Origin of the sequence: Algoriphagus limi, assembly GCF_024919275.1 — a bacterium.
GTDB classification, from domain to species: Bacteria; Bacteroidota; Bacteroidia; order Cytophagales; family Cyclobacteriaceae; genus Algoriphagus; species Algoriphagus limi.
This window is the reverse complement of sequence record NZ_JANWGH010000003.1, coordinates 128,437-146,747: the sequence shown is the minus strand read 5'-3', so window position 1 is coordinate 146,747 and position 18,311 is coordinate 128,437. Positions and strand designations below refer to the sequence as shown.

The 18,311-nt window shown below is 39.9% G+C and carries 9 protein-coding genes; all 9 read left to right on the top strand.

Annotation, left to right across the window (positions count from 1 at the left end):
- Positions 1-4: 4 nt before the first annotated feature.
- From NY014_RS12790 to NY014_RS12750, 9 genes are read left to right on the top strand one after another with little or no spacing between them, the layout of a single operon-like run.
- Positions 5-1,144 (top strand): FIST signal transduction protein, encoded by a 1,140-nt coding sequence (locus tag NY014_RS12790; protein ID WP_259414983.1) that lies wholly within the window; start codon positions 5-7, stop codon positions 1,142-1,144.
- A gap of 22 nt (positions 1,145-1,166) precedes the next feature.
- On the top strand, positions 1,167-2,306 hold the full coding sequence (locus tag NY014_RS12785) for an FIST signal transduction protein (protein WP_259414982.1): 1,140 nt from the start codon (positions 1,167-1,169) through the stop codon (positions 2,304-2,306).
- Positions 2,307-3,380, top strand: coding sequence for a sensor histidine kinase (locus tag NY014_RS12780; protein WP_259414981.1), 1,074 nt, complete (start codon positions 2,307-2,309; stop codon positions 3,378-3,380).
- Positions 3,377-7,066, top strand: a complete 3,690-nt coding sequence (locus tag NY014_RS12775; protein WP_259414980.1) for a sensor histidine kinase — start codon at positions 3,377-3,379, stop codon at positions 7,064-7,066. Before NY014_RS12780 ends, NY014_RS12775 begins: the two co-directional genes overlap by 4 nt.
- A 2-nt stretch (positions 7,067-7,068) precedes the next feature.
- Positions 7,069-10,743, top strand: a complete 3,675-nt coding sequence (locus tag NY014_RS12770) for a sensor histidine kinase (protein ID WP_259414979.1) — start codon at positions 7,069-7,071, stop codon at positions 10,741-10,743.
- 49 nt (positions 10,744-10,792) lie between these two features.
- Positions 10,793-14,041: a sensor histidine kinase gene (locus NY014_RS12765; protein WP_259414978.1), complete on the top strand. Its 3,249-nt coding sequence runs from the start codon at positions 10,793-10,795 to the stop codon at positions 14,039-14,041.
- Positions 14,038-15,990, top strand: coding sequence for an ATP-binding protein (locus tag NY014_RS12760; RefSeq protein WP_259414977.1), 1,953 nt, complete (start codon positions 14,038-14,040; stop codon positions 15,988-15,990). Before NY014_RS12765 ends, NY014_RS12760 begins: the two co-directional genes overlap by 4 nt.
- A gap of 3 nt (positions 15,991-15,993) precedes the next feature.
- Entirely contained in the window at positions 15,994-17,136 is a 1,143-nt protein-coding gene (locus NY014_RS12755; protein WP_259414976.1) for an FIST signal transduction protein, read from the top strand.
- Positions 17,137-17,145: 9 nt separating this feature from the next.
- Positions 17,146-18,291: an FIST signal transduction protein gene (locus NY014_RS12750; protein ID WP_259414975.1), complete on the top strand. Its 1,146-nt coding sequence runs from the start codon at positions 17,146-17,148 to the stop codon at positions 18,289-18,291.
- Positions 18,292-18,311 lie beyond the last annotated feature (20 nt).

Sequence of the window (18,311 nt, the reverse complement as noted above, 5' to 3'; positions counted from 1 at the left end):
AAAAATGAACGCAAAATCAATACAGGGAAAATCTCCTGAAGAAATTAAAAAAGCATTAGCTGAAAGTATGGCTGATGGATTCAAGCCAACCCTTGCAATCATCATTTTGACCAACATTGAAGATGCTGAACCATTACGAGAAATCTTTGGAGCATCAGGTATTGAAATTTTTGGTTTAACAGTGCCTCAAAAGTTTTCCGAACATGGAATCGCAGAGGATGATATCGTCATCATGCTTTTAGATATGAAGCCGGAGAATTTTAAAATTGAAATCAACGGTTACCAAGGATCGTCTGCGTACGAGGTTGGGTACCAAACCGGTTCAGTCGGTAGCAACTATTTTAAAAACCCTGCTTTTATCATTTCCCCTGTGGATTTTCAAGTTTCAGGAGATGAGCTAATCCGAGGTTTGACTGATGCAGCAGGCTATGACGCGGTAGTCGCTGGAGGCATTGCAGGCAATCCGGTAGATTTTTCAGGTATTGTTTTCACGAATTCTGCTTCAAGCAAAAGTGGATTACTTGCTCTAATTCTTGATCAGGACCATATCTCGATTTGCGGATTGGCTGTATCAGGTTGGAAACCAGTAGGCACAAGCAAAAAAATCACAAAAACCGAAGGAACATGGGTTTATACTATTGATGATGAACCAGCCATGAAGGTCATACAACGGTTTTTGGGCAATGAAATAGTCCTATCCAATACCGAAGCAAGTGGACTATTGCCTTCGGATCTAGGCTATCCTTTACAATTTGAAAGGGAATCAGGAAATGTAATCATGAAGCCGGCACTTTTTTTAAACCCTTCCGATCAGTCAATCATGATAGGAGGTCATGTAAAAGAGGGAGATAAATTCCGCTTTTCCCTACCGCCGGATTTTGATGTGATTGACAAAGTCATTGAAAGCACAAGAACTTACAAAGAGGAGAAAATGCCAGATTCCGATGTTTTACTTGTGTTTTCCTGCGTCGGAAGATTAGGATCATTTGGACCTTTGATCACTACAGAAATAGAAGGATTGGCCTCCACCTGGGGAAAGCCCATGATAGGCTATTTTTCCCTAGGCGAATTTGGAAAGTTGGATGAAGGTCGCTGTGAATTTCATGGGACAACAGTCAGCTGGATAGCATTGAAAGAGAAATAATCCCTCAAAAACCATTTAAAAAATGAAAGCAAAATCAATCAAGGGAAAAACAACAGCTGAAATAAAATCGGCACTCAATGAAAGTATGGCCGAGGGTTTCCTCCCTACCCTAGCCATTGTCTTTCTATCTGTTTCTCAAGACCGAAAGGCAATTTGCAATATATTGGATGAAGCGGGTATGAGCATTTTTGGCTCTACTACCAATGGGGAATTTATCGATGAAGAAACTGAAAATGGGTCTGTAGCCATCTTATTACTTGACATAAAAAAAGAATATTTCCGAATTCATACAGCAGAATTTCAAAACAACAATTACCGGGAAACTTCCAAATCCATCGCAATTAGAGCCAAAAATGACTTTGAAAAAGTTGCCTTTTTATTGGCAGTAAGCAATGCAGCCACGGATGGAGAAGAAGTGTTGCTGGGGCTTCAGGAAATTGCAGGGGAAGATGTTAATGCTTTTGGTGGAGCTGCAGGTGATGATTTAGCTTTTGACAAAACATGGGTCTTTTCAAATGGATGGGAAAGCGAGCATGGAATAGTTTGTTTGGTCCTAGATGAAGAAAAAGTATCGGTTAGTGGTATTGCTACCTGCGGATGGAAAGCGATGGGAACAGAAAAAACAGTGACCAAAAGCGAAGGGAATCATGTATTCACGATAGACAATGAACCGGCACTGGATATTACTACCAAATATGGAGGGCTCGAAAATATCACCCCTGAAAACAAAGATGTATTACTTGAGCTTGCCGCAAATTTCCCTTTGCAGCTACAACGTGAGAAAGGTGACCCAGTAATGCGTCCTGGTTTGGTGGTAGATTGGTCTGACCATTCCTTTTACACCAGCGGTACAGTTCCGCAAGGATCAAAAATCCGCTTTTCTCTACCTCCTGACTGGGATGTGATGGAGAAAGTGGTGAAAGGAGTTCAAAAACTCAAAGACATGGAAATGCAGGAGGCAGATGCCTTAGTTGTATTCAGCTGTGCTGGCAGAGTTTTATCATTTGGACCTATGATGAATGCTGAAATAGAAGGAATTAGGAAGGTTTGGAATGTACCGATGACTGGCATGTTTTCCTATGCAGAATTAGGCAGAATGGCTGGAGGAAATCTTGAAATGCATAACCTGACTACCTGCACTGTAGCGCTTAAAGAAAAATAAATGAACGTTCACCTTCAAAATATCCTCGACAACATTGAACAGATTGAGCATCTTTCTGATGATCAAAAAGCTGCTATTACTAAAGCAGTAAAGGATGCTGAAAAGGAGATTGCCATTTTGGAATTCAAACTGGATAGAACTGAAAAAGTGAAACGGACTACTTCCGTATTGCTTGAAGAAACTATCGAAGAGCTGGAACTGAAAAGAAAAGACATTGAAGAGGCGAATTCAGCACTTCAAAAATCTCTAGAGGATCTAAAAGCTGCCCAAGATCAATTAGTACAGCAGGAAAAGCTCGCCTCATTGGGTCAGTTGACTGCAGGTATTGCTCATGAGATCAAAAACCCCCTGAATTTTGTCAACAATTTTTCCGAACTGAATAAGGAGTTGATTGATGAGGTTTTCGAGGAATTGGAAAATATGCCTCCATCCGACTCAAAAGAAGAAATAATCTCAATTCTGGAAGATGTGAAAAGCAATCTTTCCAAGGTTCTTGAGCATGGTTCGCGAGCAGATCGAATCGTTAAGTCCATGCTTCAACACAGTCGATCCGGAGATAATCAAAAAAGCGCACAGGAAGTCAATCCACTTATCAGAGAATTTGTCAACCTCTCCTATCACGGCATGCGAGCTGGCAAAAATCCTATCCAAGTGAATTTACAATTGGACTTAATGGAGGATGTTGGGGAGGCAGATTTGATCGTAGAGGACTTTTCTCGGGTAATTCTCAATATCTGCAACAATGCTTTTGACTCCATGAGAGAAAAGCTAAACAGCCAATCAACGGATGAAGGCAACAACTACGAACCCACACTTAGAGCCCATTCTAGTCTAAAGAATGGAAAAATCTTAATTGAAATCGAGGACAACGGGACAGGAATCCCAAATACGATTCGGGAAAAAATCCTTCAACCATTCTTCACGACCAAAAAAGGCACAGAAGGAACAGGATTGGGGCTTTCCATCACACATGACATTATCAAGGCCCATGGTGGAGAACTCCAAATAGAAAGCAAAGAAGGCGAAGGAGCCCTATTTAAAATACTAATACCACAAAAATCTAACGAGTCATGAACAAACACATGCATTCATTCAGACTACAAGTATTTTTACTTTTTTCTATTGGATTGGCAGTAGCCTGTCAATCAGACACTACTGTTCTAACTCCTGAGAACCCATCTAATTTTCAAATTCCATCGCCTGTTCCCTTTGAAATTCCAGAAGGGAAAACCATTGAATGGAAAACAATCCCTATAGCCAGTGTTCCGAAGGGCAGAAAAATAAGCTTTAATTGGGATAGACTGCCTTCAAAGCCTTTTTCATTAGAAGAAGAAGTGCCACTCAAGCAACAAATCACTGAAATCCCTTTCAATTGGGAAGAATTAAATGAAGTGGCGCTGAATCTAAAATTAGAATCGGATTCAATCCATCATTTCATCCTTCCCCTACCTGACCCAATCATCTCGGAAGCAGGAATACCTCAAAAAACGGAAGGAACCAAGGCCGGAGTTCTAGAATTGTCCAGTCGTCAGGGGTTACCAGGAAATTCTGTTATAGCACAAGTCATCGCACCAGATGGAACACATTGGCTAAGTACTGAGCAGGGCTTAATAAAATATACCGGCACTGAATTTCACTTGTTTGACATCCTCACAAGGGATTATTCAGCAGGAGGTCCCAATTTTATCGCAGACCTTGATATCGATTCATCTGGAAGGATGATCATTTCAACTACAGGATCGGGGATTATAGTTCTAAATCCTGAAGCCGAATTATTGGAATATTTTGAGCTTCCCTATGGGTTTACTAGAGGAGGTATAGATCAAGACGGGAACTACTGGGGAGGTATGATTGGAGATATTCCCAAGCTTATCGACCTTAAAAATATAAAGGTTTACTCCCTTGTTTTTGAGGCTGATGAATTGCCATTATTTAGTGCCCTGAGCGTAGATTCAAAAAACAACCTATGGATATGTTACAACAGTGGTATAGCAATAATAAGCCCAGAGCGTGAAAAGGTAAAATTCATAGGAAATAGTGAAGGCATATTTGGCGATTTTTCAGGAACAGTCGAATCCCCTGATGGGTCAGTTTGGCTAGAGTCATTTCAAAACGGAATCAATAATATTTCCTTGGAAAGAGGCATCATTTCGCGGATTGGAGAGGAACATGGGTATACAAATGATGCAATCAATATAAATGTCGATCGAAAAGGACAAGTTTGGCTGGCCCACACCAATGGTTTTTCAATTTTTAATCCTGATAAATCCGCCATAAAAACCATCCAAACTAACCTAAGGCTATTTGGTTCGGGCCCTCCGGCAGTCAGCATAATCGATGAAGAAGAAGGGATTTATTGGCTTGGTACCATAACAAATGGTCTGCTTATTTACGACCCCATGGGGATGGATTCTAGACACCTATCTTCTAGTGATGGACTTATTGACAACAATGTCTGGGGAATAGAAGAAGATGATGAGCATCGTGTTTGGCTAGCCACCTACGGAGGCCTGAATATTTACGACCCCACGACTAAAACCATCAAATATCTGGAAATTCCAAGCCATCTGAGCTCTAATAATCACAGGGGAATTTCGAAAATCTCCGAAGAAACCTTTTTCCTAGGCTCTTATGGAGGATTCAGTTTTCTGAATTTGAAAGAAAGTACCATTACTTCTTTCCAAGGCAATACAGAAACAGCCTTAATTTTTTGGCGGGCAAGATTACTCAAAGACGGAAAAATTTGGATCGCTACCAATAATGGTTTAATCGTTTTGGACCAAGAAAATGGATCCATGAAAAAAATCGATCAGTCATCCGGGCTTTCCTCCAATATTGTTTGGGGACTTGAAGAAGATCAGCAAGGTAAAGTCTGGGTAGTCACTGATTCTGGAATAAACATGATCGATCCCGAAAAGAACACGATCACTTATTTGGGATCAGAACAGGGACTGTCTTCGATTGACCAATCTGCAATTTTTAAGACTAGCGAAAATGAAATAATTATCGGTGGAAGTGGAGGAATCTCAATCATCAACGAAAAGCAAAATCAGATTACGAGTATTTCTAGCAAGCATGGCTTGATTCCAGATAGGGTTTTCGACATAATTGAATCCAATAATAGACTTGAATTGGGAACTTCAGATGGAATCGTGGTTATCGAAAAACCAAGTGAAGATGATCCCAATCAACCTTGGCGATTCATGAATTACGGAAGAGCAGAAGGCTCTCCTTTTACTGATTACAATCAAATGACTGCTAAGGCAACCAAAGAAGGAAAAGTATGGTGGGGCGCATCTCCAATTGTCACAGTCAATCTTCAAAATCCCGAATTAGACGCAAATGCTCCGGCCAATGTGGAACTAACAGGGATTCGAATCATGGATCAAACAGCGAACTTTTTTATAAAAGCTGAGCAAGGAAGAGTTCTTTCGTCCACTGACAGTCTTACTTCCGGTTTAGAAAATGTACAGGGGTATCTGAAAAAAAATACTATCAAATGGGATAGTTTGGACCCTAAAACTAAGGTTCCTCTTGGCTTGTCTCTACCCCATGACCAAAACTCCCTCACCTTTACTTTTTCCAATCCATCTATCCGAGGTCGAGATGAAATCGTCTATAAATATGTCTTGGAAGGTGCTGACGAGGAATGGTCTGAAGTCACTGACAAGCCCTTTTCAAAAACCTATTTTAACCTTTTCCCAGGAGATTACACCTTCAAGGTGATCAGCAAAGGATTCAATGGAGTCTGGAGTGAACCTGCCACTTATTCATTTACAATCAACCTCCCTTGGTGGTTAAAATGGTGGGCATTCCTGGTTTATGCTACACTTCTTGCCTTATTGATTTATACAATTGTACAAATCAGATCTTATTATCTGCAGAAGGAAAATCGACTCCTTGAAGAGCGAGTAAATCAACGAACCGCAGAATTGAATCAATCGCTCGAAAATCTAAAAGCGACCCAAGAGCAGCTCATTCAATCTGAAAAAATGGCTTCTCTCGGAGAACTTACTGCGGGAATCGCTCATGAAATAAAGAACCCGCTCAATTTCGTCAACAATTTCTCCGAAGTCAGTGAAGAACTTTTAGATGAAATGAATGAGGAAATTGAAAGTGGCAACTTGGATGAGGTTAAATCCATTGCTGTTGACCTCAAAGAAAATTTATCAAAAATCAAACACCATGGAAAACGGGCAGACTCCATTGTAAAAGGAATGCTCGAGCACAGCCGATCCAACTCAGGCGAAAAAACTCCAACTGATTTGAATGCCCTTGCGGATGAATACCTGAGATTGAGTTACCATGGATTTCGTGCTAAGGATAAAAGCTTTCAGTCTGATTTCCGAACAGACTTTGAATCCAAACTACCAAAGGTAAATGTAGTGGCTCAGGATATTGGTCGTGTATTATTGAACCTGATCAATAATGCTTTTTATGCGGTGGATGAAAAAGCCAAATCTAACTCCAAATCCACTGAAGGAGCAGAGGGATACCAACCGGAGGTAGTAGTCAGGACAAAAAAGAATCAAAACGAAATCGAAATTTCAGTTACAGACAACGGGAATGGAATCCCTGACTCTGTCAAAGACAAAATTTTCCAACCTTTCTTCACCACCAAACCTGCTGGTTCTGGGACAGGCTTAGGTCTGAGTTTGAGCTATGATATCATCAAAGCGCATGGTGGAACTTTTGATGTCCAATCAGAAGTGGGAAAAGGAACTCAATTCACCATCAAACTCCCTTTAAAATCAATCTAACTATGAAAGAGGACATGCAATCTTTTGGCCTACGGGTATTTTTACTTTTTTCACTGGCATTGGCTTTGGCATGTCAATCTGATGAAACCGTACCTATTCCTGAAAATCCATCCAATTTTCAGATACCCACTCCTGTTCCTTTTGAAATTCCAGAAGGAAAAACCATTGAATGGAAAACGATTCCTAAAGACAGTGTCCCGAAGGGAAGAAAAATGAGCTTTAATTGGGATAGACTGCCTTCCAAGCCTTTTTCTCTTGAGGAAGAAAAACCACTTAAAAAGCCATTGGAAGAGATCAGTTTTGATTGGGAAGAATTGGAAGAAGCACCACTAACACTAGAGATTGAATTTGATTCTTTACAAAGCGTAAAATTTCCTTTAACTGCGCCTATTGTAAGCCTAGTCGGAACACCTCTTAAAGCAGAAGGAAGCACTGCTGGTATATTAAATTTATCGAATGGGCAAGGGCTTCCGGGAAATACGATTTATGCCCAAGCTATCGCTCCTGATGGATCTCATTGGATAGGGACAGAGCAAGGATTGGTCAAATTCACTGGAAATGAATTTCATCTTTATGAAATAATCACAAACGAATTCGCCTCAGGCGTTATAAATGTAATTTCAGACTTAGATTTTGATCAGGAAGGCCGGTTGATTGTTTCGACTTTCCAACGGGGTTTCTTGATTGTTGATCTTGAAAATGAGATAGTAGAAAAATTCAAACTCCCTTATGGTTTCACCCGCGGAACTATAGACCGAGATGGTAATTATTGGGGAGGAAGAATTTCAGGACTTTTAAAATTCGTTGATCTAAAAAACAGGACCCTTTCAAGTGTCAATTTTGAATCGAAAAATCTTAACCTAATCAATGCATTAGGGAGCTTTGTCGACTCTAAAAACCACCTATGGATAGGTTTAAATTCAGGGATTGCTATTGCAAACCCTGACCGAACAATGGTTAAATTTCTAGGTAGAGATGAGGGAATAGGTGTTCCATCAATATTTGATTTAACAGAAGTACCTGATGGTTCTGTTTGGTTGAATTCATTTGGTACTGGAGCAATCAATGTTTCCTTAGAAAAGCAGATGATCTCCCGAATGGGAGAAGAGCAAGGCTTTTCAGGAAATTTAATTGACATTACCCTAGATCAAGAAGGCAATATTTGGATGGGATCTGATGAGTCATTTTCCATTTTTAACCCAAGCAAAGGAACTTTAAAAACCATCAAAACCAACTTCCGATTAACTGGTTCTGGGCCACCAGCAGTCAGTTTAATAGATGAAAAAGATGGAATTTATTGGGCTGGAACGTTTACCAATGGCCTGATTCTTTACGATCCTTTAGGAATGGATTCCAGGCACCTCAATATAGAAAATGGCCTGGTGAGCAATGAAGTTTGGGGCATTGAGGAAGATCAAAATCAACGAGTTTGGTTAGCATCTTATGGCGGACTCAACATTTACGATCCCGCCACCAAGACTCTTAAATATCTTGAAATCCCAAGAGAAATCGGACCTAATGACCATCGTGGAGTATCCAAACTTTCTGAGGATATTTTATTTATCGGTTCCCTCGGAGGTTTTAGCATTTTAAATCTAAAAGAGAACACGATTACTTCTTATCGGGGAAATTCGGAAACAGCCAGGTTTTTTTGGCGCGCAAGATTACGCGAAGATGGTACCCTTTGGCTTGCCACTAATGATGGACTAATTGTTTTTGATCAAAATGAAGAGACCATGAAAAAAGTGGATGGATTTACAGGCTTGGCAGGGAGCACTACATGGGGAATAGAAGAAGACCACTTGAATAAAATCTGGGTTGTCACTAATTCCGGCATCAATTTCATTGACCCTGAAAAAAATACAGTCAGTTTCCTTGGCATTTACGAAGGCCTATCTACAGTAGATCAATCTGTCATTTTTAGAGATTCTGAAGATCAAATGATCATTGGTGGGGGTCGGGGAATCTCAATAATTAACAAAGAGCGAAACCAAATCACCAATGTGAATAGTGATCATGGGATGGAACCTGAATCACTTTATGATTTGGTAGTCTCAGAAGGAAGAATTCAATTAGGAACATCGGACGGAATAGTCGTCATCGAACAACCCTCAGAGGATAATCCAAATCAGCCTTGGAGGTTTTTGAATTATGGACGAGCTGAAGGTTTTCCCTACACTGACTATAATCAGATGACTGCCAAGGTGACAAGAAGTGGAAAGGTTTGGTGGGCTGCATCTCCTATCCTAACTGTCAATCTTCAGGATCCCAAACTGAATACAGATGCTCCTGCAATAGTGGAATTGACTGGTATCCGCATCATGGATCAAACAGCCAATCTTTTCAAAAACTCTCAACAAGGCAGGGATCTTTCAGTATTTGATAGCCTATCTGCTGATATCGGTAATGCCTCCAATTACCTCAATGAGAACAAGATCACCTGGGACGGTTTGGACCCTAAAACCAAAGTTCCTCTTGGCCTAGTACTCCCCTATAATCAAAACTCTCTCACCTTTACCTTCTCAAATCCTACTATCCGAAGCAGGGATGAAATTGCATTCAGGTATGTACTAGAAGGCTCCGACAAGGATTGGTCAGATATCACCAAAAATCCCACTTCAAAAACCTACTTCAACTTATTACCAGGGGATTATACTTTCAAAGTAATCAGCAAAGGCTTTGATGGGGTATGGAGTGAGCCTGCAACCTTTTCTTTCACTATCAATCCGCCATGGTGGTTCACTTGGTGGGCTTTCTTGATTTATGTCATCTTGCTTGGATTGGTGATTTACACTGTCGTTCAGATCAGATCCTATTACCTCAAAAAAGAAAACCGATTATTGGAAGACCGGGTCAATCACCGCACGGCTCAATTGAATCAGTCGCTAGAAAACTTGAAATCCACACAGCAGCAATTAATCCAATCCGAGAAAATGGCTTCACTGGGAGAACTAACCGCAGGGATCGCTCATGAGATTCAAAATCCGCTGAATTTCGTCAACAACTTCTCTGAAATCAGCAATGAACTGATTGAAGAAATGAAGGAAGAGTTGGCAGCAGGAAATGCAAATGTGGCTATTGAGATTGCGGATGATTTGAAGGAAAACCTTTCCAAAATCAACCATCATGGGAAACGGGCCGGAACTATCGTGAAGGGAATGTTGGCACACAGCCGCTCCAACTCGGGAGAGAGGACCCTCACCGATTTGAATGCCCTTGCCGATGAATACATCCGATTGAGTTACCATGGACTTCGAGCTAAGGACAAGTCATTCAATTCTAATTTCAAACTTGAATTGGCTCCTGATCTCCCTAAAGCAAAGGTCGCCGCCCAAGACATAGGCCGGGTGCTACTTAACCTTATAAATAATGCCTTCTACGTGGTAGATGAAAAAGCCAAGTCAGGAATTGAAGGTTACAAACCCGAAGTAATCGTCAGTACCAAAAAGACTGAAAACGGTATAGAAATATCCGTCAAGGATAACGGAAACGGAATCCCCGACTCCATCAAAGAAAAAATCTTCCAGCCCTTCTTCACCACCAAACCTACCGGTTCGGGTACTGGCTTAGGTTTGAGCTTAAGCTATGATATTGTGAAGGCTCATGGGGGAGAAATAAAGATAAAAAGCAAAGAAGGAGAAGGAAGCCAATTTATTATTAGTCTACCAATTAATTGATTTTAAGTAAATTATGAAAAGGAAATTTCCCACTACTAAATAGAAGATTATGAAGAGATTTTTTTCAACTTTCAGAATAGCCGTAATCAGCCTATTGTTCGCGGCAATGCAATTTGGCCTTAGCCAAAATTCCATTGGACAGATTAATGGCTCCAAGGGAGTTCCCAAGTATACCAATTACATCATTGGCGATAATACTCCCGCAGGTCAACAAGTATGGAATGTGGGCCAGGATAATGAGGGCTACATCTATACGGGTACTTCCACTGGTCTTCAAAAATTTGATGGGGTAAACTGGGAATTATTACCTTCTCCCGTCCAAGACTTTTTAACAAATGTTCGCTCAACTTATTTGGCTTCGGATGGGACGTATTATTACGGATCAATCAGTGATTTTGGAGTGGTTGAAACAGATTCTACTGGTGCAACCAAAGAAGTTTCTATCGCGCATCTAATCCCAGAGGAAATTGCTTTCAACGACATCTGGACCATAGTAGAGGCTCAAGGTGAAATTTATTTTCAAGCGAGAGAAGCTATTTTTATCTATTCACCAAATGAGCCCGATCCCAACAAAAAAATCAAAATCTGGAAACCCGATACTGCATTTATGTATGGTTGGGAATTTGAGGATAACTACTTAGCTCATCAAGCTGAGATGGGTCTATTTAGGAATAATAATGGAACCTTAGAATTTATTGAAGGAAGTGAAATATTTAACAACGATAGGGTTCAGGTCCTTTTACCGTATAAAAATTCTGGGGAATTTCTAGTTGGTGCTTTTGCGGGCGGGCTCTACCAATATAATGGACAAAGCTTTTTACCATTCAAAACTGAAATTGATTACTTGCTTCAAGAGAGAAGCTTATACAGAGGCCTAGCTTTACCCAACAATACCTATGCTTTATCTGTGCTTGGTCATGGGTTTTTCATTTTGGATCAGGAAGGAAAAGCTCTGAACCAATTCACAACCAAGAATTCTATTCCTGATCAAAGTGTATATGCTTTTCATCTAGACAACACCCAAAACCTTTGGGTCGGCACTAATGCAGGGCTTTGTAAAATTGAGCTCTTTTCCCCTTTAACACAGTTCAATTCTGATGAATATGAGGTAGGAAATATCCTTTCTTTAAATGCCTATGGAGATGATTTGTATATGGGAGGCTCTACCTCAATTTTATACATTGATAGTGAAGATGGGGAGATAAAAAAAGTACAAAACCTTCCCAATACGCAAGTTTTCGCCATGGCTGAAGATGGAAATCAATTGGTTTCTACAGGACCAGGGCTATATGAAATTCGGGGTAATAGTGCACGTTTGATCCCGGAAACACAGCCTTTTCAAACGGTAACCTTGCAGATATCTAAACAACATCCAGGATACATTTTCACGGGAGGGACCTTTGGTTTGCATGTTTTCAAAAGAGAACCAAAGGCTAATGGTGATTACCAATACGAATCAATAGGTCCGATAACTGATGTAGGAAGATCAATATATTCCATTCAGGAAGATGCTGATGGCGAAATCTGGGCTGGAACTCAGGCCGGCTACCTTTACAGAGTACAAATTCCAAAAACCGCATCGGGTAATTTGAAAATAGAAGATGCTGTTACTACCACATTTTCTGACGAAACCTCTGTAGAAGGGGTCTCAGGTGTCGTTACAGCAATCGATGGAAAGATTTATACCTCAGGAGTAGAGGGTTACTTTTTCTTTGATAAAGAAAGTGATTCATTCAAAAGAGATGAAGTCTTTAGCTTTTCAGATAAAAAAGCAGATCTAAATCTTGATACCTATGGGATAGGACTCGGCACCATGGGAAATGTTTTTCTCTCGTTTGGAGGTGAAAACCGTTTAGCCATACCACAAGAAGATGGTAGCTATGTTATAAGAGAATATCCATTAAACCTAATTACAGCAAACATTACAGGTGGTACTTATACAGAGGAAGATGGCACTTTTTGGTTTGCAACAGACGAAGGACTTCTAAGGGTAGATGCCACCAAAGAGTATAAGACAGACCATCCCCTTCCTTTGTATTTTAATAGAGTAGAATCATCCGAAGGGAATCTGGTTCTTCCCAAATACTTTGGAGATCAAGTTCCAAGTTTGGTCTACAAGGGAAATAATATACTATTCAATTATATCGCTCCCTTTTTTATCAAGGAAAATCAAATTCAGTATAAGACATACTTGGATGGGCTTGATGAAGAATGGTCAGATTGGGATAGCAGAACCTCAAGGGAATTCAGCAATCTTCCCTATGGTAGCTATACATTCAGGGTGAAAGCTAGAAATGCTTTTAATTTAGAATCTGAAGAAATTGCCTATTCTTTCGAAATCCTTCCTCCATGGTATGCCACCTGGTGGGCGTTTGTTCTTTATTTCATCTTATTTGGACTAATCGTGTATGGTTTGGTGAAATTCCAAACAGGAAGAATTTTGGCACGGGAAAAAGAAAAGAACAGGGAAAAAGAACTAGCTCAAGCTCGGGAAATAGAAAAAGCTTACGAAGGATTGAAGGCAACTCAAGCCCAGCTTATTCAATCTGAAAAAATGGCTTCTCTTGGTGAGCTTACAGCTGGAATCGCCCATGAAATACAGAACCCACTAAATTTTGTAAAGAATTTTTCGGAACTCAATCAGGAATTAATTGAGGAGTTGCGTGAGGAAATTGAAAAGGGAAATCTTGATCAGGTAAAGGAGTTAGTTGCCAATATCCAAGAAAACGAAGCTAAGATTGTTCAGCATGGTAAACGGGCAGATTCCATTGTTAAAGGAATGCTTCAGCATAGCCGATCTAGCTCCGGAGAAAAACATGCGACCAATCTTAATGTACTGGCGGAAGAGTACCTTAAACTTTCCTATCACGGACTCAGAGCCAAGGACAAATCTTTCTCGGCCGATTTCAAAGCAGAATTGGATCCTGATCTTCCAAAAGTTCAAGTAGTCAGGCAGGATATCGGAAGGGTCTTGTTGAACCTAATCAACAACGCATTCTATGCCGTAAATGAAAAAGCCAAGTCAGGAATTGAAGGTTACAAACCCGAAGTAATCGTCAGTACCAAAAAGACTGAAAGCGGTATAGAAATATCAGTCAAGGATAACGGAAACGGAATCCCCGACTCTATAAAGGAAAAAATCTTCCAACCTTTCTTCACTACCAAACCTACCGGTTCAGGCACAGGCTTAGGATTGAGCTTAAGCTATGATATTGTAAAGGCGCATGGAGGGGAGTTGAAAGTAAGTAGCAAAGAGGGCAGTGGCACTGTGTTCACATTAAAAATACCGGCAGCATGAAAAAAACAGTACTCCTTGCTCTCCTTTTAGTACTCTCTTTATATGGAATGAGTCAGGATAATGAGGCCGATTTCAATAATAACTATTTGGAATATCATAGGGGTCTTAAAGAGAGTGTTTCTGATTCTTCTAGAGCATTTTATCTAAGCAATTTGGCGAACTATTATAAATTCAGTCGGCCGGATTCGGGGATTTATTATGCCACCAAAGGCTTTGAGTTGGCAAAAAAAATCGGAAATAAGAGGATGGAATTAAGGGCTCTGGGGTCTTTGGCATTATCCCACGAGACCTTAGGAAATTCTATAACAGCCTATCGCATAGCATTAGATGGACTTCGAGAAGTTGAAGAATATGATCCAGAGCGGAAAGGGGAGTATTACAGAATGCTGGGGTCAATCACAAGACAAAATCAAAAATTTGTAGAAGCACGGGAATACTTTCTAAAGGCCAAAGATGAATTTTTTAGAACAAATAAACCGGGGGCACTTGCTACTATCTATGCAGAATTAGGAGTCGTTAATAGTGAAATTGGGGATATTGATTCAGCATTTTACTATGGTTATCAAGGGATTGCTCTCGCTGAGTCCATCCAAGCACCTGTTCCAATGGACGTTGCTTACGATAGGATGGGAAATATCCATAATAGATTTCAAAACCTTGATTCAGCTCTTTTTTATTATAAACTATCCTATGCGGTAAGATCTGAAGTAAGGAAAAGCCCATCAATTCTTCGAAAGATTGCTTCAATATATACCCAAAAAGAGCAGCCAGACTCAGCTTTATACTATGCAGAAGAATCCTTAATTCGTGGCCTGACAAACGGACTGTATGAGGATGTATCTGAAAGCTCTCTGTTTTTTTCAGATTTTTATGAAAACAGGGATCCCTCCAAAGCCATAACATACTATAAAATGGCTTTAAATTACCAAGACAGTCTGGAATACATGAGCAAAATGACAGGCTTTGCTGATTTGGCAAATTTTGATGAGCTCCAGCGTCAGGCAGAATTGGAAAGGGCTAATGAAGCCTATCAATCAAGATTGAGAACCACTATTTTGATCGGAAGTACTTTCACCCTACTGATCATTGCATTTTTTCTCTATAGAAATAATCGAGCAAAGCATAAATCAAAACTCCAAATCGAAGGAGCTTACAACCAATTGAAATCTACCCAAGCCCAGCTGATTCAATCTGAAAAGATGGCCTCTCTCGGAGAGCTAACTGCGGGTATTGCTCACGAAATACAGAATCCGCTCAACTTTGTCAATAACTTCTCAGAGCTTAACAAAGAATTGATAGCGGATCTAATAGAGGAGATCGAAAATGGTGATCTGGAAGAGGTAAAACTCATAGCCACCGATATCGAGAACAATGAGGAAAAAATAAATCATCATGGAAAGCGAGCTGGTGCCATTGTAAAAAGCATGCTCGAGCATAGTCGAACCAATTCCGGAGAGAGGACTCTTACCGATCTGAATGAATTGGCTGATGAATACCTTCGGTTAAGCTATCATGGACTTCGCGCAAAGGATAAAAGCTTTCAGGCGGATTTCAAGACCGATTTTGAACCTAATCTTCCAAAAGTAAACATAGTAGCTCAGGATATTGGAAGGGTGTTGTTAAACCTGATCAACAACGCATTCTATGTGGTTGATGAGAAAGCCAAGTCAGGAATAGAAGGATACAAACCCGAAGTAATCGTCAACACCAATAAGACTGAAAGAGGTATTGAAATCTCTGTAAAGGATAACGGCAAAGGAATTCCTGAATCTATCAAAGAAAAAATCTTCCAACCTTTCTTCACCACTAAGCCGACCGGTTCTGGAACTGGTCTAGGGCTGAGTTTAAGCTATGATATTGTGAAGGCTCATGGAGGGGAGATAAAAATTGAAAGTAAAGAAGGTAGGGGAACCGTTTTTACCCTTGAAATCCCATTTCCAACCAATTAAAAAATGAAAGCAAAAACAATATCAGGGCGTTTAACCGAAGACATAAGAATAGCTTTGAATGGAGCAATGTCGGACGGTTTCAAGCCCACACTTGCTTTAGTATTTCTATCCATTCAGATTGATAGGGAAGCAATCTGCGATCTCTTGGACAAAGAAGGAGTTCAAATATTTGGAGCGACCACAGATGGAGAGATCATTGATACAGAGATAGATACGAATTCAATCTCAATCATGCTGATGGATTTAAATCCTGATTACTTCAGGATTATTTTTGAGGAAGTTGGACAAGGTGGATATTCTGAGGTTGCCAAATCAGTTTCAGAAAAATCACTGGGGCTCTATGAAAAACCAGCTTTCATATTCACAGGTAGTGGGATTTGGAAAGATCCTTATATTGAAAAATTTACGGATGGCTTTAAAAGTGTTTTTGGAAAAGACGCTATTGTTTTTGGTGGTATGGCTGGAGATGGTTTCAGTCTATCAGATACCTATATATTCACAAACAAAAAAGATAGTCCCCGAGCTGCAATGGTTATCGCTATTGACAATAGTAAGGTTGAAATTAATGGTATTGCGACTTGTGAATGGAAGGCGATTGGAACCCCTAAAACAATAACCAAGAGCATTGAAAATAAGGTATATGGCATAGATGGTGAGCCTCCATTGGAACTGTTATTAAGGTATGCTGGGATCACCAACCCTCCTGAAAATACTACTGACTTAATGGTAGAATTGAATCAATCCCTTCAAATCCAATTGCAAAGGGATAAAGGGGATCCGATTATGCGAGTGGCTATAATCAATAGAGAGGAAGGGTACTTTTATTTTATTGGTTCAATGCCAGAAGGATCAAAAATTAAATTTTGCCTTTTGCCCGATTTGAATATTCTTGATGATTCAATTAGAGCGGTTCAAGACCTAAAGAAAAACAAGATGACGGAAGCAGATGCAGTATTGTTATTTGCCTGTGCAGGAAGACTTACTGCTTTTGGACCAGAAATAAAAAGGGAGGTCAGAGGAATCCAAAAAATTTGGAATGCACCCATGGCTGGATTTTTCTGCCAGGGGGAATTTGGGAAAGCTTCAGGAGGGGAACTCGAGGTACATAACCTCACCAGTATTTGCGTGGCATTTAAGGAAATTTAGAATTGAAAAATGAAAGCGAAAACAATTAAAGGGGAATCAATTGGTGTTATAGAAACTGAATTAATAACAGCTTTGTCAGATGGTTTTTCACCTAATTTGGCTTTTGTATTCCTTTCTATAGAACAAGATATTGACAAACTTACCAACCTATTGGATTCAAGAGGAATACAAATTTTTGGAGCAACTACGGAGGGAGGAGAGATTTGTAATTCGGAATTGGATAAGAATTCAATCTCCATTCTTTTGTTGGATATAGATTTAGAGGATTTTAAAATATTGATTGAAGAGGTGGGTAATCAAGGTTTAAAAGAAACCACCAAGTCTCTAGCTCAGAAAGCATTGAAAACTCTTAATAATCCGGCAATTCTTGTTTCCGGAAGCGGAGCATGGAAAGATTACAATCTTGAAAAGATAGTGAATGGATTCAAGGAAGTTTTGGATAGTGATATCCCTGTATATGGAGGCATCGCAGGGGATAACCTTTTGCTCCAGGAATCATTTGTTTTTACTAACAACAAGAAAGGTAATCACGCTATTATCATTATCGTTTTTAATGCAGATAAAATAGAGTTAAAAGGCGTTTCATTTCATGGATGGAATTCCATAGGAACTGCTAAAACAATAACTAAAAGTTCGGAAAATATTGTTTACGAAATAGATGGGGAACCTGCACTTCAACTCATTATGCGATTTGGAGGAATTCAGAAACTTCCAGATAATTTATATGATATTCAAACTGAGATAAATCACTCATTGATGATTCAACTCCTTCGCGAGAAAGGTGAACCTATTATGAGAGGGGGTGTAGTCAACATGCAAGATATGTCACTACTTTTTACCGGATTCATGCCGGAAGGCGCCAAAATTAAATTTTGTCTCTTGCCCGATCTGGATACGATCGATGAAACAGTAGGTGTTATCCGTAATTTTAAAGAGGAAGAAATGCCCGGACCTGATGCAATTCTATTATTTTCTTGCACAGGAAGACAAATATCCTTTGGGCCAGAATTTAATCGAGAATTCAAAGAGATATATAGTGTATGGTCCAGACCTATAGCAGGAATGTTGAGTCAAGGAGAAATAGGAAAAGCAAGAGGAGGAGATCTCGAACTTCATAATCTAGCAACCTGCTTAGTGGCTTTGAAGGAGAAATAATTTGCTTTGAAAGTAAGAAA